A 25,625-nucleotide genomic window follows, 5' to 3' on the forward strand; every position below is an offset into this window, starting at 1 on the left:
CCATATTATTGAGCTTAATTTAGAGGGGCCTATGTTGCACACCGTTAAATTGCTGACGTTATTCTTGTTACTCTCGTTGTCTGCCTGTAGCGAATTGCAACCGTCTGCTACTGACAATGCAGGCTCAACGCAACATTACCTATGTGATAAAAACAAAACCCTGACGGTGACTCACAACTCAGCGGAAGAGATAACCCTTGGATACCTTAACCAAGCTCACCGTTTAACTTTGATGACAGCTGCAAGTGGCGAAAAGTATCAAAATGAGCAATATATCTGGTGGGCCAAAGGACAAAAAGGATTACTTCTGTTGCAACAACCAAACCAAACTGATCGTATCGAGCTTAGGTGCAAAAGAGCTTAACAGAGTCACCCATGAATGGGTTAAATAGCTTTTTGTTGTAACTGTTGAAGATGAGCAGCAATGAATTGACAGGCAGAATCAACGTCTTCAAATAGGACAGACTCTAATGGCCCATCAAACCCTAACTCCGCGCGCATTTTTTCAATTTGCCGCTTAGCAATAGGGTTGCCTAAAATGTAAGCCCCACAAGCGCAGCCACGCTCAATACAAAAGCGCGCAATGTCTAAAAACTGTTGGTAGGCGTCAGGCGTAGCTGCAATGGCACCTTTAGAGTGGCTGATGTAACCCCAATATTGTCCTTCAACTTGGTCAAGACAATGTTCTAAAGCTCGGCGAAAATAGCTAGTCATAGAAGCATTAATATTGCCCTCGAAACTTGCGATAACAATATTTCCCCTTACTTCTAATGCGACCTTGCCAAAGTTACTCTGGTAACTGTACTTGCTCATATCACCACTCATGCTTTTGTGTTGCGTTATTATAACGCAATCTCACCTAGTGATGGCAAGTTATGTTATTTATATCGAAATAAATAAAACAGCATATCCTGCTACTGTGTGCGAATAAAGTAAGCTCATACCTTACTGTGCATTTTAGGGATGGGAGTTCAATCAAGAGTTGCCGAGAAAACAAAAAGCCCCTTCAGGGGCTTTTTTTAAATAGAGTAACTAATACTAAAAGTAATTAGTTTACAGTGTCTTTTAGCCCTTTGCCGGCTTTGAACGTAGGGATGTTCGCCGCTGGAATTTGGATTTCAGCACCTGTTTGAGGGTTGCGACCAGTACGTGCAGAGCGCTCTTTAACAGAGAAAGTACCAAAACCAACTAAAGCAACTGAACCGCCGTCTTTAAGCGTGTTTGTTACTGCGCCAGTGAATGCTTCTAAAGCGCGAGATGCCGCTGCTTTTGAAATTTCTGCGTCTGCCGCCATCTTTTCAACTAGTTGAGCTTTATTCATTATTAGATTCCTATAACTTTATAATTTGCCTAAGCAAAACCTATGTTTAAGCATTTTGCGTTGTAGTGCAACCCCCAAAACGCGAAATTAGACGAAATATTTATTATTTTCGTTCGATACGCCCCGTTGTTTGTGGGTTTGTAATTAAAAGCTACCAATTTGCATTGGCCTGTGCAAGCTTTGTACCCTTTAACGCTTCATTGATTTTAACAATCAATAAGAAGCCTACACTCCATATGGCGCCAAAACTGAGCCAAAATTGCCACCAAGGCAATTGCAACTCAATTACGCCCACTTGAGCAGCCGCCAAATAACTCGGTGGTGCGCAAAACCAAAAAATAATAAACAACAGTAATGGTTTTAGGCTCAATAACCGCGATAACGCTTGGTTTATGGTTAAGACCAAGGCCAACCACAATACGACCAACCACAAGGGGATGATATTCGTGTCTTGATAATTGTAGAGACCAGCTTGTATGGCTAAATACTCAGCGGCTATACCCACAGCAGCGCCAATGATTGCCAATATCAGGTTTAAGCGCTTGTGGCTGTGGCCAGCCAACATCAAAGCGCAGCCGAGTAACATCCAAGGCAACGCTTGATATTGATAAAAAAACGCTAAAAACCAAACGCTTTGAAAAACGATGGCATTAGTAATCCAGTGTTTTAATACAATCACGAGATTGATACCTTGGTTTGCGAGCAACGAGGTGCACAGCACTGGTCGCTCTGCGTTTGAACGCCCCTTCGCAATAACACAAATAAAATTGCCACAAACGATAGAATTGCTCGTCAAAACGTTTTGAATCCAGGCTTGGCCAAGCTTGCTCAAATCGTACACGCCAATCGTACAAGGTACGGGCATAATGTAGGCCAATGTCATGCAGCTCATGCACTACCATATCGGTTGAGCGCAAAATCTGTTGTGTCATTTCAGACACCGAGGGCAAACACCCGCCTGGGAAAATATACTGTTGAATAAAGTCAGATTGCTTTAAATAATGCGTGTAACGCTGGCAAGCAATGGTAATGGCCTGTATCAACATGGCACCATCTGGTTTAAGCAGCTCACTGCACTTTGTAAAAAAACCTGGTAGATAGTCGTGCCCCACCGCTTCAATCATCTCTATCGACACTAGCTTGTCGTACTGCCCGGTAAGATCGCGATAATCTTCCTTGAGCAAGGTAATTTTATCTTGCAGTGACTCTCGTTTAATAAGCTCAGCAACATGGGCGTGCTGCTCTTCAGAAATCGTCGTGGTGGTAACATGACAGCCATAGTGCTTGGCGGCATGAATCGCAAAAGCGCCCCAGCCGGTGCCTATCTCTACTACTTGGTCTTGTGCTTTTAAATCTAAGCGCTGACAAATGGCTTCCAGCTTAGTGAACTGAGCTTGCTCTAAACTGGCGTCTTTACTTGGGTAAATGGCACTGGAGTAAAGCATTTCCTCGCTAAGGAAGGACTCATATAAGTCATTTCCTAAGTCGTAGTGGGCTGCAATATTACGCTTAGAGCCTTGTTTGGAATTGCGGTTTTTAATATGTTTGAGTTTGTTAGCAATACCAGACAATATGGCAAACTTGTTTTCAAAGGCATCAAGCTGCGCTTGGTTTAGCACAAATATTTCAATTAAACCCGTTAAGTCACTGCAGCGCCAGTGTCCTAATATAAAGGATTCACCGGCTCCCACACTGCCGCCCAAAGCGAACAACTTATACATTTGTGGGTCAACCACGGTTATCTCAACACTCAATTCGCTGCCAATGTCACCAAACTGATGTTTTTCATTACCTTCGATTAAGATAACCTCACCGGACTCGAGTGAGTTAAGGGCCGTAAAAACCAGCTTGCGATACAGTTTGTCAAACCAAGATAATGAATTCGATGATGTATATGTTGTGGTATTTTCCATTTTAAACTCTTCCGGGATGTCCAACAAATGGGACTTTTTTTAGAAATAATTTCAGCGCCTGCCAATAAATACCTTTAGCAATGCTCCACGTCATTGCGGGAAATCGGCGCAATAACGCCGAGACATTGGCAGCACTTAACGCCTGCTGTTTCAGTGTCATGGTGGCATCAAAAAGCAACTCTTCACCACGACGGTTTTCGATATGCACCAGCGCACTACTGCCAGGTGGACGCACTTTCCAGTGGTAATGCATATCTAAATTCATAAATGGTGATACGTGAAATACTTTTTTAAGGTTCACTTCTTTATTCAGTTCTACTAAGTAATAATGACGCTCGTTCCACGGTGTGTTGCTCACTTCAGCCACCATATGACTAAAATGTGCCTCGCCTGGTTGACGATAAAAGTAAAAGTTAACCGGGCTAAAATAGACGCCAAAACAGCGTAATTGCGCCATCATCATCACATTAGTATGCGGATCGAGCTCAAAACCCAACTCTGCACTTTTTGCCAGAGCGCGACTATGTAGATCGCCATCGAGGTCTTTAATGTAATCAGACTGATTAAAAATGAGTGGTTTAATGCCCTCGGTACCGAGCCAAGGGGAAATGTCATTGAGCTTATCCAGTTCAGCTAAGTCAACCCACATCATGTACATGGGATAGCTAAACTGGTGAGAAGCATGGCTATAACGCCGATGCCTCACTTTGCCAACGAGCAAGGCGCTGTTCAAAACGCTACCCCGAGTTTTTCTGCCACATCCACGGCACTTTTAACCCCGTCCTCATGGAAACCATTAAACCAATAAGCGCCACAAAAATAGCTATTTTGCTCACCATCAAGCTCGTCTTTACGCTTTTGCGCGGCGATGCTGGTAGTATTGAATACGGGGTGATGATAAGTGAAGCGCTTAATTACTTTGTTCTCAGCTATCCCTTCATCGTGATTCAAAGTGACACAGTAATCATGTTTGGCGTTTAGCCCTTGCAAAATATTCATCTGATAGGTGACCACCGCTGCTTTATCGGTGGCCTCATTAAGTAAATAATTCCAGCTCGCCCAAGCCAGCTTTCGTTTTGGCAATAAGCTGGTGTCAGTATGCAACACCACCGAGTTGGCGGTGTATGGAATGGCGCCTAAAATGTCTTGTTCTGCTTGAGAGGGCTCAGCTAACAGCGCTAGGGCTTGATCGCTATGACAAGCAAACACCACTTTATCAAAGCGTTGCTGCTCACCATTATCATGGCAGACCGTCACTCCATCAGCATCACGGCTAACGTGTTTGATCTGAGCGTTGAGTACAATATTGTCTTTAAACTGAGCCACCAAAGGCGCAATATACTCTCGCGAGCCCCCTGGGATCACATACCACTGCGGGCGATTGGTAATATCCAGCAAGCCATGATTGTAAAAGAAGCGCACAAAGAACTTAGCTTCAAAGTCGCGCATTTCCTTGATGCTGGTTGACCAAATTGCAGCTCCCATAGGCAAAATATAGTGCATCTTAAAGAAGTCATTAAATTGGTACTTATCCAGTAATGCACCTAGGGTTTCAACCCCTTGATAATCGTCGCTTTGATGTAACTCCTTGCAGACTTTGTTAAAGCGCACAATATCATTGAGCAAGCGCCAAAAGCGCGGACGAAATAGGTTACGCTTTTGCGCAAACAAAGTGCGTAACGAGTGGCCATTATATTCAAACTGAGTTGCGGTGTTGTGGACGCTGAAGCTCATTTCTGTGGCTTGCCTGTCGACACCGATTTCAGCCAATAGTTTTTCAAACTTAGGGTATGTTCTGTCGTTAAATACAATAAAACCAGTATCAATGGCGAGTTGCTCACCTTGGTAATCAACGTCGATGGTGGCAGTATGACCGCCAATATAATCGTTTTTTTCAAAAACAGTGACTTGGTGTTTTTTACTTAATAAATAAGCAGCAGTCATGCCTGCAATGCCACTGCCAATAATTGCGATGTTAGCCACGTGCGATCCTTTTTGCGATAGGCGACCATAATGCAAACGGTAACAACCTAAATAGTTTTAAAATCCAAGTAAATCGTTTAGGAAAATGAACTTCTTTATCACGCTTTGCCACGCCATGAACAATGCGCTCTACTGCTTCGTCGACGGACACTTTGCATGGCATGGGGAAATCATTCTTGTCGGTTAGTGGGGTTTCAACAAAACCTGGGTGTACCACAGTGACGTCGATGTTTTTCAATGTCACAGACAAGGTTCTTGCTAAATAGCTTAACGCCGCTTTCGAGGCACCATAAGCTTCCGCCCTAGGTAGAGGTAGATAGGAGCTGCTAGAGCTGACAATGCAAAGTTGACCATGTGGTTTGATTTTCGGTAGCAATACCTCTAAGCAGTGACCCACAGAGATAAGATTGATGCGCATGATGCGCTCGAATAATTTGCCATCAAATTCATTGGCATTATCAATGTATTCACAGCCTCCAGCGTTGAGGATAACGAGGTCAAGTTCATCGACATCAGCGAAGTTACTTTTAATCGCTTCAGGGTCCGTTAAATCAAATGCCTTCGGAGTCATGGCAAAGTTACGCTGCAGATCAGACAAAATCTCTTGGTTTCGGCCACAAGCGATGACCTCATCACCGCTATTTGCATAATGTTTAGCAAGCCCTTCACCTATGCCAGAGGTAGCGCCGGTAATAACAATCTTACTCATGCTGACATCCTTTTATCTAACAGTTTAATCAACCATCCTAGCACCGGAACTTGACGGTACAACATTTGTGCCGTATCAAGGTAATCTCGATGGTGACTGACCTTATCACCGTCAAAGCTCAAGCGACTGTGTCCGTCAACCAAAGTCGGGTTGCCTTTGTTTAAGCGCGGATGAACAAAGGTCATTTGCCAATAAATAAAGCTGACGTCGCCCTTTTCATAGGATTTATGAACATGAAACTCGATTTCTGAGACGTTCTCATACAAGGACTCAAAATAACGAGTTAACGATGTAAGCCCAGAAATTTCATGCATAGGATCTTTAAAGTGGACATCGTCAGTGTAGATTAAAGCCAATTTATCTAGGCTATCTTTATTTATCTCGTTGTAAATAGAGACAAACCTTTGCGTTCTCTGTTCCATATCACGTTATACCTTAAACGCGTCAAGTGCCCTCGCCCTTGCCGCTTTGTGTTCAACTAAAGGCGCCACATACTCACCGCCAAACGCTGCTAAGTAATCATGGGGGAAGTGAATATGCTTCGCCGGAACATCTTTTAATTCAGGAACATATGTACGGATAAAAGTACCGTCAGGATCAAACTTTTCGCTTTGGGTGATGGGGTTAAACACGCGAAAATAGGGCTGGGCGTCGCAGCCCGTGCTCGCTGCCCATTGCCAGCCACCATTGTTACTGGCTAAGTCACCATCAATGAGCTTTTCCATAAAGAAACGCTCACCTTTACGCCAGTCAATTAGCAAATGTTTGGTTAAAAAGCTGGCCACAATCATGCGCAAGCGGTTATGCATCCAGCCGGTTTTATTTAATTGTCGCATTGCCGCATCGACAATGGGATAACCCGTTTTTCCCTGACACCAGGCTTTAAATTGACTGTCATCCTCTCGCCATGCCACGGCATCGTACTTCTCGTTAAAGTTAACACCCATACACAGCTTTGGATACGCCACAATAAGATGACGATAGAACTCACGCCAAATAATTTCGTTAACCCAACAAAACTCCGCCTTACTGGGATTTTCTAATACTTCTGGAAAGTGCAGCTGCACCTGAGCGAGCAACTGCTTGGCTGACACAATGCCTAAAGCCAAGTAAGGGCTTAACCCTGAAGTGCCTTTGATTGCAGGGAAATCGCGGTACTCCTGATATTCAACCAATTTGTCACTTATAAAGCGATTGACAATGGCGACAATGGCTTCGTCATCAACCGGCCATTTGTGCGATGACTCACTGATTGAGAAAAAGTCAGGAGCAGTAAACTGACGCGGATGCTGCTTATCCAACGGCCACTGTACAAATGAAAAGTGTTGCTGACTGTGCTGCTTTAACCATGCTTTTTTAAACGGAGTAAACACCTTAAACATGTCGCCAGACCCGGTTAATACGGTACCAGGCTTGGCAATCACATCGCCATCAAATAGCGTCAGCTGGATACGCTCACTGCAGGCGGCATCGCGCTTAAGCTCATTTACTTCGTATTCTTTGTTAGCGTATAAGCTGGTAATGTTGTGGCTATCACAAAATTTGCTGAGTGTGTCTGGGACTTGCTCAAAGTCTTTGGCATCGATGATATGTAAGCGAATGCCAAACTCACTTAGCATGCCCCCTAACTCAAGCACCCGGCGCTTTAACAGATCCAACTGAATTTCAGCGACACCATGTTGCTGCCACTGCTGCTCACAATACAAAAAAAGCGCATCACGTGCGCCTTGTTCAACGGCCGCTATTAGCGCCTCGTTACCGTAAACCCTAAGATCTCGGCGAAACCAAAATGCTTTTTTCATACTAAATTCCAAATCTTAAGCGCAGTTCATTGGGGTAAGGGTCAAAATAGACTTGGCTTTGCAAATACTCTTTAGGGTGTACTTTTAAGTGATGCTTTAAGAGCGTTAACGGCACATACAAAGGCACTATGCCTTTGCGATACTCGTCAATGGCCTCACACATTTCTTGCTTTTCGACTTTGCTTAAGTCGTCTTTAAAATACCCCTGGAGGTGAGTCAAGGTGTTTGCTTGATTCTTACGGTTTGCAGGTTTGCTAAGCGCCGTCATCAAACCGGTTATGTATTTGTCTTTGAGTTCAGCCAGAGGATATTGCTTACCGTCACCAAGCAGACGACCTAAGTCTTTGTAGGCTTGGTAATTATGACTCATTAATAAATATTTGTGCTTGGCATGAAAGGTGGTGAGCTCATGCAGGCCAACGTCGCTGTTGTGGTTAAGCTCTTGCCAGCTTTTGTAGACATAAACCCGCATGACGAAGTTTTCACGTAAATGAACATCGTTTAAGCGGCCATTTTCTTCGCAAGGTAGCAAAGGATTGTGCTTCATAATTTGCTCAGCAAACACGCCAACGCCCTCTGAGGTATTGCCTGTACCTGCTTCGTTGTAGATTTTTACTCGCTCCATACCACAACTTGGGCTTTTAGCACAAAAAACAAACCCAGATAATGGCTCCGCATGCTGTGTGGCTATTTTTTCTCCGTATTCTTTGAGTTTCGGCGCCACGTCTTCCTCACCGTCGGGACGACTGACTTTTATCACATCACCAACCCGAATTTGTCGGATGGTGGGCCGTGGGATGGGAAGACCGATTGCAACCTCAGGACAATAGCGAACATAATCAACGTGTTCGCTAAGTTCATCCATACAAAAATTCGAACGCTTGTGGCCAGAGTCAAACCTAACTTTGTCACCAGCCAAACAAGCGCTAATGCCAATTTTTATTGGAGATGAAAAATTCATGTCCGATATAATTCCTTTAATATATTAAATTACCGATGGGATTCAATAATTTGCTGATCCCTTTATTAAAGTGTAATGCACTACTGACCACTGTAAAGCACAAACAACCTGATTTTGTTCTAGGTGAATGATTGTGTTGCCCATCTTGCCAAATAAAGTCGCCAGGCACGTACTCTCCAGCCTCGTCTTCAAAGTCGCCATCGAGTAATAAGGTAATTTCAAAACCGGTGTGGGTGTGTTCAGGGATCTCCCCTTCTGCTTCAATTTGCAACAAGCTTGAACGCAGTTCACCATCGTCTAAAAGTAAACGTGAACGCGACACCTTGCCAACCCCTGCAAAGCCAGAGCGATCAACATTAGCAATTGCTCGAGGTAGCTTAACTTCTCTGTCAAGGTAGGTAAAACTAGGTTGCACATATTCTTTAACTTCATCCAACGATGGATCCATAGTAATGAAGTTCATCATCGCTTCTAAGTCAGAATCAACAAAGATTTCTTCCTCACCGCCGAGATGAGTGTTGGCCTTTTGCGCTTCTAATTTCTCAGTTTTTTGCTGGCAATGCGGACACATTTCAACGTGCGCTGCAACCGCTATACTGATACTTGCAGGCAAATTACCCTCTACAAACTGAGATAATAGTGTGTCGTTAGGGTGATGCTTTATCATTCTCGCTCTCCCATTTCTGCGCGTAATTTCTGTAAAGCCAATCTCAATCGAGACTTAACCGTTCCCACCGGAATATCTAAATGTTCCGCAAGTTGTTCTTGCGACATTTCCTGAAAATAAACCCCTTTCACAATATCCCGTTGAGCCGGAGGTAATTTATTAATGTACTTTTGAATTTGAGCTGTTTGCAGGTGGTCCTTGTAGACCTCTTCTTCAGCTTGTGAGTCTTGGATAATAGGCCAAATGTCTTCACTGATGTGCTCTTCTTTGTTGCTTTTCATTTTTCTCAAAGCATCAAAAGAAGCGTTTCTCATCACCGTGTAAATCCAAGTCGTTGCCGCCCCTTTATCGTTATGATAAAGGTGGGCCTTACGCCACACGGAGGTCATGGTGTCTTGCACTAACTCCATTGCTTGCGCGTCGTTGCCAAATTGCTTAACGCCAAAACGACGGATCTTAGGCGCGAAATATTCAAACAAATAAGCAAATGCCTTTCTGTCTCTTTTTTCCGCCACTTTAATAAGCGCCTCTGACAACGCTTGAGAAGGAGTTTCTTGCACTTTATTACGTGTTCCTGCTTGAACATGGCAATCATTTGACTGCTGTAGGCCTATCATAGCTCACCTTCCAATTTTCACTTATTACAGACTTTACGTAATGGCGACGGCATCGGATCACTAATCTTCGTCCAATACAGTATGTAAGAAGTTTGCTACCTGTTCAAATGTTTGTGCTTGTTTTACCTTTTCTTTTTGCATCATAGGTATAGGTAGTAATTCCAACCATCGATATGCCACCCAAATAGGATCCGAAAAATCTTTCTCACGATACAAGTCATCGAGTACTGGGTTGGCATAAAACACGTGTTCCAGTTTGTGCTGTAAGTTGTTATCAATCAAAGACAACCAAGCATCATGGCATTCCCAAGGCGGACCATCGAGCTTTTCACACTCGCCATAACGTAATTGCTGGTTATCGCAGTGAACGTCGTTGATGCTAACTCGAGACTCGCCAACCACATCAATTAATAATTGGCCATTAGGGTCTTGGGAAAAGTCCACTATTTTCACTAATACCCCCTCGCCGGGGACATTGTATTCAGCGTCTTCCACATAGTTGCAAAGCACAAAGCCTTGGCCCGTTTTACTGGCTTCTTTCACCATGTGTAAGTATCGTTGCTCGAATATCTTTAATCGCGTGTAGCCGCCAGGCAATAAAAATATTGGCAGTGGAAATAAAGCGAGTTTCATAATTCCCAGTTCATTGCTTAAAACTATCGATAATTACGACTTGCAAAAAAACTAAGATCAATTTATCGACACTTAATTCCACAGGTATTGCGATAGAATGAGGTTACGCGCAGAAAAAGTGACGCCTTCAGCCTCTAATTTTTGCTTCTGCTCAGCGAACTTTTTGCTTTCTTCAGGGAAAGAAATCCGTCGCTGACTGTTTACTACTCGATGCCATGGCAAGGTTGAGTCATCGGGAAGCTGGCGTAGTAACTGCCCGACCTTTCGAGCATGGTTAGGGTAACCTGCTAAAGCAGCTATTTGACCATAAGAAGCCACTTTGCCACGGGGAATACTGCCGATTAGGGTATATACCCGTTCAGCGAGTTGTTGCATTGCGCTCATAGTGCTCACTTAATTTGGTTAATTGTTGCCAAAAGTAGCGTGCGACCGGCCCATGATGTGAAATGTGTAACCGGTATGCATGAATTTGGGCTTCAAATTCGTCTTTTCTATCAACCACCCGCACGCGTTGCAGCGCCCCTGATTGTAATTCTTCGCGGCACAGATTGAGTCCAATTAAGCCATACCCGAGCCCTTGTAATAAGTAACGCTTAATCGCCAAGGGATCATCCAACTTCATGACCTTGGTGCTATTTCGATAGGCTAAGCGTTCGCTGTCAAAATTAAACTTACTTTCCTTCATTGCTAATGACGGGTATTTGGCTAACTCATTAAAGGTCATCTCACTGGGCATGTAACCGGCTTTCGCCACTAGGCCTAATTTCACTTTACCGATTGGCATGGACTCTAAGTCTCCGGTGGAATGAAATAAATCAAACCAAGGGCCTATCCCTAAATTCGCCAAACCTTGCGTCACTTGCTCAAGAGCAAAGAAACGCTTACCGCTGGAAATATTCATTTCCGTGGCAGGAAAATGGCTAAAACCGTCGGCCAGGATCTGATCAATTTGGCTTTGATACACAATGGGCTCATAGCAAATATTGAAGCTTGGCTCATTCCCCGCGGCAAACTCATTGGCCAGCGACGATAAATCACGATGATGGTTAAGTAGCTTTTCTGCTTCAAAATAAAAGCGTCGACCTTGCTCAGTTAACACATTACGATATTTTTCACGCTCAAACAGGGCAAAGCCAAGGGATTGTTCTAATCTCTTAATAGATTGTGACACTGCAGGTTGGGTTTTGTGCAGTTGCTGAGCGGCATCCGTTAAGCTTGGTGCTTCAGCAACGGTGCAAAAGACCATAAGGTCAGAAATCTTCATAAATATTTTTTATAATGTAGAGAACTTTTTATAATTTTTATTTTATATCTATTTCCTATATTCTGCACGCAGAAAAAATCGACGTTTTCATGGAGAACAAAATGCTAAGAGTGTTTTCTGGACTTGTACTGGCGCTCATATTAACTGGCTGCCAAGACCAAGCAGAGCAAGGTAAAAAAGAGTCACCTAACCGCCCGGTAAAAATCCATACAGTGTCTGATCCCAACAGCAACACTTTACGAAGCTTTCCTGCAGAAGTCGTTGCCAATCAGGGGTCTTATTTAGCATTTCGAGTCAACGGTGAACTTACCGAGTTTCCGGTAAGAGCGGGTCAAGAAGTGCAAAAAGGCCAGCTTTTAGCAAAGTTAGACCCTGAAGACTTCAATCTGCAATACGAGCAGCGCAAAGCTCAGTTTGAATTAGCCAAAGCCCAGCTGTCACGGATAGAACCTCTTTATGACAAAGGCATTGCCACCAAAGCCGAATTCGATAAGGCCTTAGCCGATAAGCAAGTGGCGGAGTCCGCGTTCAAGATAGCCAAAACCAACCTTGAATACAGTGAACTGAGAGCCCCTTTCAGTGGCACAGTGGCCAAGGTATTTGTTAAAAACTATGAAAACATCCAAGCCAAGCAAAATATTCTGCGTTTAGAAACGCGCGATAGAATGGACGTGGTGATTCAAGTGCCTGAAAAAATCGTCGCTCGTGTAGACAGAGACACAGACTATCAACCCACCGTTGTGTTTGACGGCTACCCCAGTAAGTCTTATCCGCTCACCATAAAAGAGTGGGACACTCAGGCAGACCCTGCCACACTCACTTACAAAGTGGTGTTTAGCTTACCTATCCCTGAAGATTTTAACTTATTCGCCGGGATGTCTGGGCATGTCTATATTGACCCCAGTAAAATCACCAGTCAGAAAAACACCGCCATTATTGTGCCGAATCAGGCGGTGTTCTCTGACAAGACGCAAACCCCTAACAACAGTTACGTCTGGGTGTACGATGAAAGCAGCCAAACCGTGACTAAGCGTGAAGTCAGTGTTGGCCAATTAAACCACACAGGTATTGAAGTGAAGGCTGGGTTAAACCCTGGAGAAAAAATCGTCGCAGCGGGTGTGCACTATCTCAGTGAAGGCGCAAAAGTGAGACCATGGACGAAAGAAAGAGGCCTGTAATATGAGTTTAGCGAAATGGTCGATTGAAAATAAAGTCATCAGCTGGATGTTTGCCCTGCTGTTACTCATCGCCGGTGTGGTGTCGTATTTTGGCTTAGGACAACTGGAAGACCCTGAGTTTACTCTGAAAAAAGCCATGGTGGTGACCATGTACCCTGGCGCCTCGCCACAGCAGGTCGAAGAGGAAGTCACTTTTCCAATTGAAAACGCCATTCAATCCTTGCCCTATGTGGATTACGTCACCTCTATCTCGTCACCAGGCAAGTCACAAATTACGGTGGAGATGAAAAGCAGCTACCGTAAAAATGATTTAAAACAGATTTGGGATGAGCTGCGTCGTAAAGTCAACGATTTGTCGCCAAAGCTACCACCTGGCGTGATGGCGCCAAGCGTCATTGATGACTTTGCCGATGTTTATGGCGAACTCTATGCCATTACTGGTGAGGGCTATTCTTACGACGAGCTGAAAGACTATGTCGACTTCCTCAAGCGTGAACTGGTGTTGGTGGATGGTGTTAGTAAAGTCACCGTTGCCGGTGAACAGCAGGCGCAAGTTATCGTTGAGATTTCAACCCAAAAACTGTCGCAACTGGGCATTTCCCCAGACTATATTTTCTCTTTATTGCAATCGCAAAATACCGTTTCCAATGCTGGTAAAATTCGCGTTGGGGATGAGTCTATTCGACTCCACCCCACAGGCGAGTTTAATGATGTTGCCGAGCTAGAAGGACTGTTGATTTCTCAACCAGGTGCCAACGAATTGATCTATTTAGGCGATGTTGCCACTGTGTCACGAGAATACGCCGAAGTACCTAAGCACATCACCCGCTATGACCAACAACGGGCATTATTAGTCGGGGTTTCATTTACCTCTGGCGTTAATGTAGTAGAGGTTGGCCAGCGTATTTCCGCCCATCTAGAGCAGCTAGAATATCAACGCCCGTATGGCATGACCATTAATACGGTTTATAACCAACCCAATGAAGTAGAAACCTCAGTGGATGGTTTTATCATTAGTCTACTTGAGGCCGTTGCCATCGTTATTGTGGTGCTGCTGATTTTTATGGGCGTGAAAAGCGGTATTTTAATTGGCGGGATCTTGCTGTTAACGGTGCTAGGCACCTTTATCTTTATGAAGATATTCGCCATCGATTTACAACGCATTTCTCTTGGCGCGTTGATCATCGCCCTAGGTATGCTCGTGGACAATGCCATCGTGGTTACCGAGGGCATCTTAATCAACATTAAGCGCGGACAAACCAAACTCAAAGCTGCCGTCAATATCGTCGAACAAACCAAATGGCCTCTGCTCGGTGCCACGATCATTGGTATCACTGCTTTCGCCCCCATTGGCTTAAGCTCAGATGCCAGTGGTGAATTTGCCGGCTCGTTATTCTGGGTATTGTTGATCTCGCTGTTATTGAGTTGGGTTACGGCGATCACCTTAACGCCATTTTTTGCTCATCTGATGTTCCGTGAAACAAAAAGCAGTCAAGAGCAAAACGCATCACAGCAACAAGACGAAGATCCTTATCAAGGAGCGATTTTTACTGTCTATAAGTCGTTGTTATCGTTTTGCTTAAAGCACCGTGTGATGACGCTGATTTTTATGGCGCTATTATTGGTGGCCGCAGTGGTTGGCTTTAAGCAAGTGAAGCAGTCTTTCTTCCCCGCTTCTAATACGCCGATGTTTTATGTCGATTATTGGCATTATCAAGGGGCCGATATTCGTAGCACCGCACATAATATTGAAAAACTCGAAGCCTTCTTACTTGAAGACCCTTTAGTCAACGAAGTGACCACTACTATTGGCCAAGGTGCACCACGCTTTATGCTGACCTATTCACCGGAAAAACAATACGATGCCTATGGCCAACTAATCGTTCGAGTTAAAGACCGTGAAGCCGTGGTTACCATGATTGCGAAGTTACGCGATTATGAGCGCAACAACGAGCTCGATGGTCAATTGAAAATTAAACGCATGGAAATTGGACCATCCACCGATGCCAAAATCGAAGCGCGTTTCTCAGGCCCAGATCCAGTAGAGCTGCGGCGCCTGGCTGAGCAAGCAAAAGCCATCATTGGCGAGGATGACAAAGCCTTTAATATTCGCGATAACTGGCGTCAACGCATTAAAGTGATACGACCGCAGTTTAATGAACTTAAAGCGCGCCGCCTTGGGATCAGTAAGTCCGATCTTGACCAATTGCTGTTGACCTCGGTAAGTGGCAAAAAGGTAGGGTTATATCGCGATGGTACGCAATTGTTGCCTATCATTGCCCGTTCCCCTGAAGAAGAGCGCCTTAACGTCGAGAACTTAGGCGACCTACAGATATTTAGCCCAGTGCTTAATGTCTACGTACCAGTGTCGCAAATTGTCGATAATTTTAGTGTCACTTGGGAAGACAGTTTAATCATGCGTCGCGACCGTAAACGCACCATTACCGTGATGGCAGACCATGATGTTATTGGTGACGAAACCCCAGCCAAGCTGTTTAACCGCATACGCGCTGACATTGAAGCCATAGAGCTCCCACAAGGCTATGAAATGCAATGGGGCGGCGAATTTGAATCCTCGAGTAAGGCACAAAAAGCCATCTTTGGCTCATTGCCACTGGGTTATCTGGCAATGTTTATGATCACCGTATTGTTATTTAATTCAGTGAAAAAACCACTGGTGATTTGGTCTACGGTGCCACTGGCGATTATTGGTGTCACAGCTGGGTTAGTGCTCTTACAAGCGCCATTTAGCTTTATGGCGCTGCTGGGGTTATTGAGTCTGTCGGGGATGTTGATTAAAAATGGCATCGTGTTGATGGATCAAATAAACATAGAAACCGCATCCGGTAAAACTCCTTATCAGGCAGTGTTTGATTCCGGTGTCAGTCGTGTAAGGCCTGTCTCTATGGCGGCGATCACCACCATTTTAGGCATGATCCCCTTATTATTTGATGTCTTCTTCCAATCAATGGCGGTAACCATCATGTTTGGCTTAGGCTTTGCTACCATTTTGACCTTAATTGTTTTGCCTGTCTTACACTGTGTGTATTTTGGCATTAAACAACCGCAAGACTAGCAAACTTTGGCCCCTAGTATCTATTAGGGGCCATTCACTCTTCAGATAGAGTGTTACTTTTTAAGTGACAGCGTCCCTTTTACGCGCTTCGGCTTGTTATGCTTAGCGTTTGTTGTCGGTTTAGCATGACGGCCTCTACCGCCATTACTTCTTGGCTTGGCACTGCGTTCGGATACGGCTTTTGCGGCTGATGCAGCCTTAGCATCGCTTTTAGGACTGCCTGCACCTGCGGATGCCTCTTGCGTTTTACTCGACGCTTCAGTGGCCTGATTAATCGCCCGCATTTCTTTGTCTGATAGATGACGCCATTGCCCGGCAGCCAAGCCAGACAAATCAACGTTCATTATTCTAACTCGTTTTAGCTTGGTCACTTCATAACCAAAGTACTCACACATACGGCGAATTTGGCGATTTAGACCCTGAGTTAACACTATGGTAAATGATTTCGCGCCGCGCTTTGTGACTTTACAGGGCTTAGTTACCGTGCCAAGAATTGGCACGCCAGCAGCCATACGTTTTACAAAGCGTTCATCAATGGGTTTATCCACCACCACTTCATATTCTTTTTCGTGATTATTGCCAGCACGAAGAATTTTATTCACCATATCGCCCTGATTGGTAAGAAAGATTAGGCCTTCTGAGGGACGGTCTAAGCGACCAATGGGGAAGATCCGCTCGGGGTAGTTGATAGCACTGACAATGTTGCTTTTAATTTTGCGCTCAGTTGTACAGGTAACGCCAACGGGTTTGTTGTAAGCAATAAATACCGCCTTGGGTTTGGCTTTTAATGGCTTATTATCAATAGCAACGGTGTCCGCATCTGACACTTTAAGTCCCATCTCGGCGACTTCGCCATTGACTTTAACGCGCCCTGAAGAGATTAAAGTATCTGCTTCACGACGGCTACAGAATCCAGTTTCGCTGATGTATTTATTTAGGCGCTTTTGCTCAGTCACGATACAACCACTTTGTGTAAAAAACCGCTATTGTAAAGCTTCTCGAGCCATTAGACTAATAAATTCAGTACTTTCATAAAGCAAAGTTACTGCCCAGCCTTTACTGATGGTGAAGAGTTGGCCGCAAGCCACGCTAAAGAAAACTGATACGTCTGCTGCGACTGAGTGGCTAAGCTCATACTGGTATAGTCAAGCCTTTGCCAATCTAGCTCGTCAGCAATCCATTGATATTGCGTAATGTTGTATTTGGTAACCACTCTTAAGTCAAAGGCTATTTCATCATGTTGCGACCAAAATGGATGGCCATGAAAGTGGTCGTACGCGCTGATTAATGCCCACGCCCCCATCATAAAATGACCGCCAACGGAGGCGTTAAGTTTGCCACGATGAATTAATGCAAAACTATCTGAAAGCCAATCAAACCCACCTACCACCACCTGTTCGCTCAGGTTTGGCGCTGCAATCGCGCCCATGGCCATTAAATCTGATGCGCTCCAAATCAGGTTAGTGTCAGGGTAACGCTTAAGTAACTTGGTGGCTTTATCCATCGCCTGCTTTTTCGACCAGCCAGCATACACCACTTGTTGGATAGCAATGTTTTGCTGCTTAAAAAAACGCTCAGCCCCAGCTTGGCGTAATTCTGACTCTGCGCCATAGTGGCCATTAATCAAAATAGGGTAAATCTGATTATGCCCTTTGTTTTTTGCCTGCTGATATAAAGCCTTGGCTAAATCAAATCCAGCTTGTTCATTATTATGATGAATTTCACCCAACCAGTATGGGAAACGCTGTTTTGGCTTGCCCACTGCCTGTAATTCGGGGCCAGACAGAGTACGCTCCAATGTAATATGTTTGACCTTGTATTTGTCTAGTAAGGTGAGGGTTTGCTCAGCGCCACTGGGGTAATTAATTAATAATACATAATCTGGCGTAGCGCGGTAAGCTAAGTACTTTTCTAACTGTTGTAGCTGGATAATGCGATTGCCTTCACCGTAAATGACCTCAAGCTCAACGCCGAGTTCCGCCGCAGCCGCTCGAGTAATGGCTTCAACCCGTTGCCAAAATGGCTCACCTGGCAGTGAAGGGTTAACAAACAGCATACTAATAGGCTGCTTAGCCAGAACTGGCTGTGAACATAGCAAAAACACAAAGATGATCAGCAGTCTAGTCATTTGTTTTAGCACTTTTGATAATGGCTTTTTGCAGTAAGTATTCAAACGGCCCTTGCTGGAAAACACGGAAATAAGCCAATGACAGTAATACCTGAATTATAGCTGCCCCGACAAAAATGGCGAAGTAGTCGATGCGATTGTAATGACTTACCGCCTCAGGCTGAATAAACATAAAAAAGCTGACAAAAACAATGGAGTGCAGCAAATACCAGGTTAAGGCCATGCGACCAACCTTTTGTAAGCCCTGAAGTTTACTAATGCCTGCTCGAATTAGAGACTTAATAATAACCAAATAAAACAAAGAAACCGGCACCGCACACAGCCAGTTTAACCCCGCAAAAAAGTCACTGGCGACTTTTTTCTCAATCACAAAACCAAGCAGTGCAACAATCAACGCGGTAATGGTGAACAACATTATTTTGTGGATAGGCTCTTGCCGCTCCAGCGATAACCAGCCACGACGATAGATAATCATGCCAAGCAGCATGAGGCCTGCGGTGTTCCAGAGCGTGATAAAAGGTATTAGAAGGCTCATAATGATGAAGTACAGCGCATTCATTTCGAGTAGAGCCCAATAGTTCTCAGGTAGTTGTTGTAAGAAAGCAGTAAATTCTGGTGATTGACGATTAATCTCAGTGTTAGGTTCAATTATATTTAGCAAAGTTAACAACAGCGCCGGAGCAACAATAAAAATGGTGGCATAACGCTTTAGTTTACTTATATTGTTGTGCACAAAATGTAACACAAAAAAACCAGATAAAGCATAGCTAAATAGGATGTCACCAGGCCATATCAGTGCACCATGGAGTATGCCAATAACCATTAACCATCTCAAACGTACGACTACATGATTATGGTTAGGGTATTTTTTTAATTGAATTAATAAAGCCGCGCCAAATAGCATGGCAAATAATGAACGAAATCGGCCGTCAAAAAATAAAGTATTCACGGTAGCAAATAAAGGATCTAGGTAATTCTTTGGTGCATCGGGGACATAGCCATATTCGAAGTTGGCCATATGGATGAGATTCATGGATAATAGGCCAAGCACAGCAAGACCTCGAACAGCATCCATGACAATATTTCTATTCATTAATACACACGGTTCTTGTACATATCGGCCCAATTAATGGCAGCGGCATGAAAGTCTGGCAAATTCTCATCTTTATAGTTTAGAAAACTACACGCCTCTTGTAATTGCCACCAGCTACCCGACTCATAGGCTTTAACAATATTTAGAATATAAAACAAAGTATTGGGTTTGCCAATCAAGGCATCGTGAAGTTGTTCTGGGAAAGGCAGTTTGTTAACCACCTGCTCCATTGGCCGGTCTAAAATAGCGTCAAGCAGAGAAAATAACCCCGTCATAAAGCTCATATTGATAACGCCTGGCGCAATTTGTTGTGCGATAAGCTCACAAAAGCGCGAACGCACTATGGATAAACGGGTTAATTCAGTCGGCTTTCCTTCAGCCACGTGGGCGGTCATGATTAGATTAACGAACTTTTTCACCCGTTCGTTGCCAAGATACACCAAGGCTTGTTTCAGCGATTCGATACGACTTTTAATTGGGAAAACGCCGGAATTAATCAGTCTTAAGAGCTTGTACGCCAACGCAGTATCCTGAGCAAAGAGCTCCGCAATACGATTAATACTCATATTTGGTTTCAGCGCTTCTTCGTAAATTAGCATCACAATGACATAGTTAATTTCGATGTCTTTTTGTGTAATCATTTTCGGTTTAGCGAAGAAGTAGCCTTGGAAGAATTGAAACCCCATTTTTTTGGCTTGTTCAAACTCTTCTTCGGTCTCGACTTTTTCAGCTAATAGCTTGATGTTTTTGCGTGCCTTTATCATCCCGACCACTGGCCCTAGGGTATCGAGTGGGTTCTGCATGACATCAAATTTAATCAGTCGAATAAGCTTTAAAAAAGGGTCCCATTCTTTGGAATATTGAAAATCATCTAACGCGAGACGAAAGTTGCTGTGAAATAGCGTTCTTATTTTTTCGTAATTTTCTTTAGTGGGAGGAATAGTTTCAAGCAGTTCTAAAATGACATCATTAGACGGCAAAAACTGACACAGGTCCTGATCGAGAGAATCCGGCCCTATATTGATTAATGCTTTTTTTCCTGATGTCAGATACCGCGTGCCTAAATTTAATTGATTATTCATGATCAATTTAGCCGTCGCTGCATCATCTGCAATATTAGGAAAGCTATTTTTTACACCATCGCGAAACAACAATTCGTATGCAACAACTTGTTTTTTACGATTAAATATGGCTTGGCGAGCCACAAAAACCTTCAAACAAAAACTCCTTTATAGCCAAAACACCTAGATCAGACTTTTAGGTTAGCAATTTTCCCATTTTAACCCTTTGTGATGAGGAAGAAAATCAAACTAAGCTATTAAGAATTAAAATAACAGCTTAAAAGATAATGCAAATCCATAAAAAAGAAAGCCCAACCCGCGCAATTAGCGCCGCAAAAGGTTTAACTGCTGAAGTTTTGTTCTTTATACAGAATAAAGTAGTATGTTTAACTCCTAGTTATTGATACAGCTTTTGCAGATACTGCTGTGCCGAACTATGCCAATCAAAACGTTGATTGCGAGCGGCATCACTGAGGCGCTGATACGCTTCATTATTATTGCATAAATCATTAAGTGCCATTTGAAATGTTACAATTAATTCACTTCCCTGCTCAGCCAAGCTCTCGCCACTAAAACAATAACCAGTTTGCTTGTCCTTAACGGTATCTGCCAAGCCGCCTACCTGATGCACAATACATGGCTGCCCTTCGCGCATCGCGAGCATTTGACTAATACCACAAGGCTCAAATGAACTGGGCATCAAAAACAGATCGCCTAGTTGATACAATTGCTCGCCAAGTGCCTGCCCATAACCATTTAGAAACAATAGGTTGTCATGGCGCGACATCACTTCGCTAAAAAGCTGCTCCAATTGTTCATCACCAGAACCCACTAAAATTAATCTAGCTTGCTTTTCTGTCGCCAACATAGCTAGGTCATCAAGTACTACACCCGTTTTTGTCGGTTGTCGTAAAATCAAGGCTTTTTGCTCAGTTAAACGACCCACGCTGGTAATTAAGTGGCCAGTAAACGGTTGCTGTTGCCAGGCCAAAATGCGACGGTGGGCAATATAAAACTTTGACAACAGCTGTTTTGATTTCGCCATCCACTGCAAAACATGCTGTTCTGCCAGGTTTAAATAGTCAGTGAAGCTTGGTTTTACTGTTGTGGTGTCATCACTTGGATAAACACAGCCATTGAGAATACCCACCAATCGCCCCTCATGGGCGGCATGTTGCATATCCGATTCTAATCCTTCGCCACCAAAGAAGCCCAATTCCGGGTGGCTGGTCATCATCACTTCCTTGGCGTAATTCGGCGACACCACATGGACCTTGTCGCTTAAATTCACCGCCGCACGCATCGGATTAAAACAATGTGGGTGATGGGGATCGCAAATAGGTAAGCCGTCGTAGGTTAAGGTTGGGAACCAGGCTTCGAGGCTGGAGTGGTCGCCTTTAAATGGCCTAACCCCTTGCAAGGCTAGGTTGTGTACAGTGTAAACCGTGGTCAGTGTTTTCAGGCGCTTAAAACGCGGGCTAAAGCGTCGTAATACACTTATCACCGCGGCATGCCAATCATGCAAATGAACCACATCTATATCAGCAATCACTTGGTGCTCAATCACCTCAGCGACTGCTGCTGCAAAAAATGCAAAACGGCTAGCGTCGGTCGCAAAAGGCTGATGCTGGTCGTTACAGTAAATTGCTCCGCCATGTTCACTAAACAAGGAGTGCGACAGCACATATTGCGTCACCGCTGGTGATTGCCCTACCTGCCATAAGGTTGCCGTTTCTAAATGCTGTCGAAATGGCACAGCAATATCCGCAATAAGTTCTCGCTCTAATGCCGCTTGGCCATAATCAGGAGTGATCACCGACACCCTTAAGCCTAGTTCAGCCAGTGCGTCAGGCACATCACGAATGACATCCGCCACGCCCCCGACTTTACAATTTGGCAGCGCGTCATTTTCCGCTGCCACTAACATTACATGCATACTTGCCCTATCAACCGAGTTATTAGCGTTCTTTTTTTGAGGTACCCGTGAGCATATCCCGAGTCACTAACACAATGCCTTTATTTGACACCCTAAAGCCATTTTGTTGGTCTTGTTCATGGTCGTAGCCAATGGTCATGCCCTCGGGAATAATACAACTTCTGTCGATGATTGCATTCTTAATTCGACAGTTTCGGCCAATTTTAACCCCAGGCAATACCACTGCCCCCTCTATCTCGCAATAAGAGTGCACATGGACATTGGAAAACAGTAGTGACTTTTTCACTTTAGAGCCAGAAATAATACAGCCACCCGACACCGTTGAGTCAACCGCCATGCCGCGTCTGTCCTCATCATCAAAGATGAACTTAGCGGGTGGCAGTTGTTCTTGGTAGGTCCAAATAGGCCATTGGGGATCGTATAAATCAAGCTGTGGCTCAGGCGACACCAGCTCCATATTGGCTTCCCAAAACGAATCCAGGGTACCCACATCCCGCCAATAAGGTTGGCCAGTGTGAGAAGGCTCACTGAATGGATAGGCAAAAACATTATGCTCTTCGATAATGGCAGGAATAATATCATGACCAAAGTCGCGGCCTGAACCTTCACGTTCAGCGTCCTTCTTTAATTGCTCAAACAAAAACTCGGTATTAAATACGTAATTGCCCATTGAAGCCAAACAAGTACCAGGCTTACCGGGAATGGAGGAAGGATCCGCCGGCTTTTCGTCAAACCGGCGCACCCGATTGCTTTCATCCACGGTCATTACTCCAAAGGTATTTGCCGCCTCTTCACAGCCCACCTCAATGCAACACACCGTCATGTCGGCACCGTTTTCTACGTGTTTTGCCAGCAAGCCACCGTAGTCCATGCGATAAACATGATCTCCAGATAACACCATCACGTATTTTGGCAGCTCATGGCGGATAATATCCATATTTTGAAATACCGCATCGGCCGTACCACAATACCACTCATCGCCATAACGTTGCGAGGCCGGAAGGATCTCCACCGACTCGCCCAGTTCCTTTTTAAAATGTCCCCAGGCACGGTTTACATGGCGAATTAGTGAGTGTGACTTATATTGGGTCGCAATTCCAACCCGTCTGATGCCAGAATTAATGCAGTTAGACAGTGGGAAGTCGATAATGCGATGTTTACCCCCAAAATACACTGCCGGTTTTGCTCGCCAGTCGGTTAACTCATGTAAGCGTGAGCCACGACCACCAGCCAGGATCAGTGCATATGTTTCTCGCGTCAGGGTACTAATATAACGATTCGCATAATTAGGCATTATTTTTTCTCTCCATAACAAGGTTGCGCTGATCACTGCATTGGGCTGAGGCGCCAAATATCATCGCTGTAATTTTGTATTGTTCTATCACTTGAAAACTGACCACTGGCTGCGGTATTTAAAATACTCATACGCAGCCAATGTTGCTTATCTCGGTATGCTTGCGCTGCTTGCTCTTGAGCTTCAACATAAGATGGAAAATCCTGCGCCACCAACCACGGATCATTACTGCTTTTAATAGCAGCAATCAGGTCATCAAAAATAGTCGGTTCGAACAGATTAAAATGACCGCTTTCTAACAGTGCTAATACTCGCTTTAAGTCATCGCAACCGTCGATTATTTTCAACGGTTGATAGTGTTCACGCACTGCTTGTGCTTGTTCCGCGGTTACGCCGAATAAAAAGAAATTATCATCACCTACGCTGTCACGAATTTCGATATTGGCACCATCCAAGGTTCCAATGGTGATGGCGCCGTTCATCATAAATTTCATATTCCCCGTCCCCGATGCTTCCTTTCCGGCCGTGGATATTTGCTCTGATAAGTCCGTTGCGGGACAAATGACTTCCATTTTAGAGACGTTGTAATTAGGTAAAAACGCCACTCGCAAGAACGGTGCAGCCGCACTGTCATGGTTAATCACATTAGCGACGTTATTAATAAGCTTGATGATTTTTTTCGCCATGTAGTAACCTGGTGCAGCCTTGCCACCAAACAGCACGCAACGTGGAACCAGTCCCTCGGTATCGCCACGGCAAATGCGGTCGTATAAATGGATCACATGAAGCACGTTCAATAGCTGGCGTTTGTATTCATGGATCCGTTTAACTTGGACGTCAAACATCATGGTGGCATCAAACTCAACATCACACTCTTGTTGCACCAAAGTTGCTAAGCGCTGTTTGTTGTTTTGTTTTACTTGCAACCAACGCTGTTGTAATTCCTGGTTGTCGTAACAGCGACGAAGTTCAGCAATGTGGGCAAAATCACTTTGCCACTTGTCACCGATGTGTTCGCTGATCAGAGCTGCCAGTTCAGGGTTGCAATGCATTAACCAGCGTCTTGGTGTCACGCCATTAGTTTTATTATTAAATTTTCGCGGTGACAGCTGATAAAAGTGATTGAATAACCCCGCTTTTAACAGTTCAGTATGCAACTTGGCCACGCCATTTACTGAGTAGCTGCCAACAATGGCCAAATACGCCATCCGTATTTGTGGTTCATCCGACTCCTCAATCAATGACATAGCACGCTGCTTGGCAACATCACCGGGCCACTTCAGCGCCACTTCACTTAAAAAGCGGGCATTGATTTCATAGATGATCTCTAGCAGGCGTGGCAATAACCGTTGAAACAAGCTCACCGACCACTTTTCTAATGCTTCAGGTAATAGCGTATGATTGGTGTAGGCCATGGTGGACGTGGTTATCTGCCAAGCCTGATCCCACTCCAGTTCGTAGTCATCTAATAAAATTCGCATTAACTCAGCCACGGCAATGCTGGGGTGTGTGTCATTGAGCTGGAACACATGATAATCAGCATAGTCAGAAAAGCTGGCGCCATGTTGCTCAACCCAAGTGGCAATCACGTCTTGCAAGCTGGCACTGGATAGAAAATATTGTTGCTTGAGCCTGAGCTCTTTGCCATTTTCGCTGGCGTCATTGGGGTAAAGCACCATAGTGATTTGCTCAGCGGCGTTTTTTCTTGCTACGGCTTCGGAATAACTGCCTGCATTAAACTCGTTGAGGTCAAACTCATCGGTGGCCTCCGATTTCCACAGCCGTAACGTGTTCACCACGTCATTGTGGTAGCCGGGTACGGGGACATCATAAGGTACAGCAAGGACATCTTGAGTGTCGAGCCACTCACGATGTTGCCGCCCTTGTCTGTCGGTATGCACCTCAACATGACCATAAAACTTCACTCTTTTTGCTTGCTCAGGCGCCGCCAGTTCCCAAGGGTGTCCCTCTCGTAACCAATTATCTGGC

At 44.5% G+C, this 25,625-nt stretch carries 25 protein-coding genes; 3 read left to right on the forward strand and 22 right to left on the reverse strand.

Annotation, left to right across the window (positions count from 1 at the left end; genetic code table 11):
* Positions 1-31 precede the first annotated feature (31 nt).
* Positions 32-364, forward strand: coding sequence for an MliC family protein (locus tag R3P39_RS03205; RefSeq protein ID WP_336565576.1), 333 nt, complete (start codon positions 32-34; stop codon positions 362-364).
* A 20-nt stretch (positions 365-384) separates the two neighbouring features.
* Here the strand turns inward: R3P39_RS03205 and R3P39_RS03210 are convergent, their stop codons facing one another.
* The 15 genes from R3P39_RS03210 to R3P39_RS03280 form a co-directional block, all read right to left on the reverse strand.
* Positions 385-813, reverse strand: coding sequence for a hypothetical protein (locus tag R3P39_RS03210; protein WP_336565577.1), 429 nt, complete (start codon positions 811-813; stop codon positions 385-387).
* A 235-nt stretch (positions 814-1,048) separates the two neighbouring features.
* Positions 1,049-1,321 carry an HU family DNA-binding protein gene (locus tag R3P39_RS03215; protein WP_336565578.1) on the reverse strand — a complete coding sequence of 91 codons (273 nt, stop codon included), beginning with the start codon at positions 1,319-1,321 and terminating at the stop codon, positions 1,049-1,051.
* Positions 1,322-1,472: 151 nt separating this feature from the next.
* Positions 1,473-2,000 carry a DUF2878 family protein gene (locus R3P39_RS03220; RefSeq protein ID WP_336565579.1) on the reverse strand — a complete coding sequence of 176 codons (528 nt, stop codon included), beginning with the start codon at positions 1,998-2,000 and terminating at the stop codon, positions 1,473-1,475.
* Positions 1,972-3,234 (reverse strand): cyclopropane-fatty-acyl-phospholipid synthase family protein, encoded by a 1,263-nt coding sequence (locus R3P39_RS03225; protein WP_336565580.1) that lies wholly within the window; start codon positions 3,232-3,234, stop codon positions 1,972-1,974. Before R3P39_RS03225 ends, R3P39_RS03220 begins: the two co-directional genes overlap by 29 nt.
* Before the next feature lies 1 nt (position 3,235).
* A complete protein-coding gene (locus tag R3P39_RS03230) occupies positions 3,236-3,967 on the reverse strand; it encodes a DUF1365 domain-containing protein (protein WP_336565581.1) in 732 nt (243 codons plus the stop codon).
* Complete coding sequence (locus tag R3P39_RS03235; RefSeq protein ID WP_336565582.1) at positions 3,964-5,217, reverse strand: NAD(P)/FAD-dependent oxidoreductase; 1,254 nt, start codon at positions 5,215-5,217, stop codon at positions 3,964-3,966. The genes R3P39_RS03230 and R3P39_RS03235 overlap by 4 nt, the downstream gene beginning before the upstream one ends.
* Positions 5,210-5,926 (reverse strand): SDR family NAD(P)-dependent oxidoreductase, encoded by a 717-nt coding sequence (locus R3P39_RS03240; protein WP_336565583.1) that lies wholly within the window; start codon positions 5,924-5,926, stop codon positions 5,210-5,212. The genes R3P39_RS03235 and R3P39_RS03240 overlap by 8 nt, the downstream gene beginning before the upstream one ends.
* A complete protein-coding gene (locus R3P39_RS03245; protein ID WP_336565584.1) occupies positions 5,923-6,348 on the reverse strand; it encodes a nuclear transport factor 2 family protein in 426 nt (141 codons plus the stop codon). Before R3P39_RS03245 ends, R3P39_RS03240 begins: the two co-directional genes overlap by 4 nt.
* Before the next feature lie 6 nt (positions 6,349-6,354).
* The gene (gene phrB / locus R3P39_RS03250) at positions 6,355-7,728 is read right to left on the reverse strand and encodes a deoxyribodipyrimidine photo-lyase (protein WP_336565585.1); all 1,374 of its coding nucleotides are present in this window, start codon (positions 7,726-7,728) and stop codon (positions 6,355-6,357) included.
* Position 7,729: 1 nt separating this feature from the next.
* Positions 7,730-8,689 (reverse strand): YbgA family protein, encoded by a 960-nt coding sequence (locus tag R3P39_RS03255; RefSeq protein ID WP_336565586.1) that lies wholly within the window; start codon positions 8,687-8,689, stop codon positions 7,730-7,732.
* A gap of 16 nt (positions 8,690-8,705) precedes the next feature.
* A complete protein-coding gene (locus R3P39_RS03260) occupies positions 8,706-9,356 on the reverse strand; it encodes a ChrR family anti-sigma-E factor (RefSeq protein ID WP_336565587.1) in 651 nt (216 codons plus the stop codon).
* A complete protein-coding gene (locus R3P39_RS03265; RefSeq protein WP_336565588.1) occupies positions 9,353-9,973 on the reverse strand; it encodes a sigma-70 family RNA polymerase sigma factor in 621 nt (206 codons plus the stop codon). Before R3P39_RS03265 ends, R3P39_RS03260 begins: the two co-directional genes overlap by 4 nt.
* 60 nt (positions 9,974-10,033) lie before the next feature.
* Positions 10,034-10,606 carry an LON peptidase substrate-binding domain-containing protein gene (locus R3P39_RS03270; protein ID WP_336565589.1) on the reverse strand — a complete coding sequence of 191 codons (573 nt, stop codon included), beginning with the start codon at positions 10,604-10,606 and terminating at the stop codon, positions 10,034-10,036.
* A 72-nt stretch (positions 10,607-10,678) separates the two neighbouring features.
* Positions 10,679-10,990, reverse strand: coding sequence for an MGMT family protein (locus tag R3P39_RS03275; protein WP_336565590.1), 312 nt, complete (start codon positions 10,988-10,990; stop codon positions 10,679-10,681).
* Positions 10,965-11,870, reverse strand: coding sequence for a LysR family transcriptional regulator (locus tag R3P39_RS03280; RefSeq protein ID WP_336565591.1), 906 nt, complete (start codon positions 11,868-11,870; stop codon positions 10,965-10,967). The genes R3P39_RS03275 and R3P39_RS03280 overlap by 26 nt, the downstream gene beginning before the upstream one ends.
* A 101-nt stretch (positions 11,871-11,971) precedes the next feature.
* Between R3P39_RS03280 and R3P39_RS03285 the strand changes: the two genes are divergently transcribed.
* Both R3P39_RS03285 and R3P39_RS03290 read left to right on the forward strand, forming a co-directional pair.
* The gene (locus R3P39_RS03285; protein WP_336565592.1) at positions 11,972-13,048 is read left to right on the forward strand and encodes an efflux RND transporter periplasmic adaptor subunit; all 1,077 of its coding nucleotides are present in this window, start codon (positions 11,972-11,974) and stop codon (positions 13,046-13,048) included.
* Position 13,049: 1 nt separating this feature from the next.
* On the forward strand, positions 13,050-16,124 hold the full coding sequence (locus R3P39_RS03290) for an efflux RND transporter permease subunit (protein WP_336565593.1): 3,075 nt from the start codon (positions 13,050-13,052) through the stop codon (positions 16,122-16,124).
* Between the two features lie 53 nt (positions 16,125-16,177).
* On the opposite strand, the gene rluF is transcribed toward R3P39_RS03290, so the two are convergent.
* The 7 genes from rluF to R3P39_RS03325 form a co-directional block, all read right to left on the reverse strand.
* Entirely contained in the window at positions 16,178-17,080 is a 903-nt protein-coding gene (gene rluF, locus R3P39_RS03295; RefSeq protein ID WP_336565594.1) for a 23S rRNA pseudouridine(2604) synthase RluF, read from the reverse strand.
* An 86-nt stretch (positions 17,081-17,166) separates the two neighbouring features.
* Positions 17,167-18,252, reverse strand: a complete 1,086-nt coding sequence (locus tag R3P39_RS03300) for an ABC transporter substrate-binding protein (RefSeq protein WP_336565595.1) — start codon at positions 18,250-18,252, stop codon at positions 17,167-17,169.
* Entirely contained in the window at positions 18,245-19,345 is a 1,101-nt protein-coding gene (locus tag R3P39_RS03305; RefSeq protein ID WP_336565596.1) for a DUF418 domain-containing protein, read from the reverse strand. The genes R3P39_RS03300 and R3P39_RS03305 overlap by 8 nt, the downstream gene beginning before the upstream one ends.
* Positions 19,345-20,562 carry an EAL and HDOD domain-containing protein gene (locus R3P39_RS03310; protein ID WP_336565597.1) on the reverse strand — a complete coding sequence of 406 codons (1,218 nt, stop codon included), beginning with the start codon at positions 20,560-20,562 and terminating at the stop codon, positions 19,345-19,347. Before R3P39_RS03310 ends, R3P39_RS03305 begins: the two co-directional genes overlap by 1 nt.
* Before the next feature lie 241 nt (positions 20,563-20,803).
* Positions 20,804-22,342: a glycogen synthase gene (locus R3P39_RS03315; protein ID WP_336565598.1), complete on the reverse strand. Its 1,539-nt coding sequence runs from the start codon at positions 22,340-22,342 to the stop codon at positions 20,804-20,806.
* 22 nt (positions 22,343-22,364) lie between these two features.
* On the reverse strand, positions 22,365-23,636 hold the full coding sequence (gene glgC / locus R3P39_RS03320; RefSeq protein ID WP_336565599.1) for a glucose-1-phosphate adenylyltransferase: 1,272 nt from the start codon (positions 23,634-23,636) through the stop codon (positions 22,365-22,367).
* A 32-nt stretch (positions 23,637-23,668) separates the two neighbouring features.
* A partial coding sequence (locus R3P39_RS03325) for a glycogen/starch/alpha-glucan phosphorylase (RefSeq protein WP_336565600.1) occupies positions 23,669-25,625 on the reverse strand: 1,957 nt, incomplete at its 5' end.

Source organism: Pseudoalteromonas sp. UG3-2 (assembly GCF_037120705.1).
GTDB lineage: Bacteria > Pseudomonadota > Gammaproteobacteria > Enterobacterales > Alteromonadaceae > Pseudoalteromonas.